Source organism: uncultured Aquimarina sp. (assembly GCF_947495315.1).
In the GTDB taxonomy this organism is placed as follows: domain Bacteria; phylum Bacteroidota; class Bacteroidia; order Flavobacteriales; family Flavobacteriaceae; genus Aquimarina.
Map to the genome: position 1 here is coordinate 1 of NZ_CANLYD010000051.1, position 416 is coordinate 416.

At 38.5% G+C, this 416-nt stretch carries 1 protein-coding gene; it reads right to left on the reverse strand.

Translation table 11 applies throughout. The features are described from left to right. A partial coding sequence (locus Q0910_RS28550) for an alginate export family protein (RefSeq protein WP_299224255.1) occupies positions 1-416 on the reverse strand: 416 nt, incomplete at both ends.

A 416-nucleotide genomic window follows, 5' to 3' on the forward strand; every position in this document is an offset into this window, starting at 1 on the left:
GCAAAACCAAGATCCAATTTGATCTTTTCGTTTCCATATCTTATTAAAGCCAAATCGTGAAAACGACCTTGTAATGCCCAGTCTAAACCACCTAGAATTCTTTGATCATCATATGATATCATTTGTCGCCCTACTTTAGTGGACCAACCTTTTCCGAATGCCAAAGATGCCCAGGCTTCTGCAATTTGTAAATTATTATTAGCATCATTATCCAGAATCTGTCTGGTATCTCCCCATACTCTAACATCCTGAACGCTAAAATGAGCTTTGAATTTTTCGGAAGTGTATCCAAATTTTAACCTGGCTCTCTGTTGCACAAAAGCCGCAGGATCTGCTCCTTGGGGAACCAGACTATTGAATCCATGACGATATTCAAATCGATCTCTAAAATCTAAATCAATACTTAATTCCTGAGC